1 protein-coding gene is annotated in these 363 nt (G+C 47.7%); it reads left to right on the top strand.

The window, feature by feature from the left end:
- A partial coding sequence (locus tag HX884_RS26825; protein WP_048962153.1) for an IS5/IS1182 family transposase occupies nucleotides 1–216 on the top strand: 216 nt, incomplete at its 5' end.
- Nucleotides 217–363: the final 147 nt, after the last annotated feature.

The raw sequence follows: 363 nt of genomic DNA, 5'->3' as shown, positions 1-363 counted from the left end.
CGCAAGAACAAAACGGCCATCAACATCGAATACATGAAAGCCAGCATCCGGGCCAAGGTGGAGCACCCATTTCGCATCATCAAGCGACAGTTCGGCTTCGTGAAAGCCAGATACAAGGGGTTGCTGAAAAACGATAACCAACTGGCGATGTTATTCACGCTGGCCAACCTGTTTCGGGCGGACCAAATGATACGTCAGTGGGAGAGATCTCACTAAAAACTGGGGATAACGCCTTAAATGGCGAAGAAACGGTCTAAATAGGCTGATTCAAGGCATTTACGGGAGAAAAAATCGGCTCAAACATGAAGAAATGAAATGACTGAGTCAGCCGAGAAGAATTTCCCCGCTTATTCGCACCTTCCT

It is taken from the genome of Enterobacter sp. SECR19-1250 (genome assembly GCF_013391025.1).
GTDB lineage: Bacteria > Pseudomonadota > Gammaproteobacteria > Enterobacterales > Enterobacteriaceae > Enterobacter > Enterobacter cloacae.
This window is presented reverse-complemented; position numbering and strand designations above follow the sequence as displayed.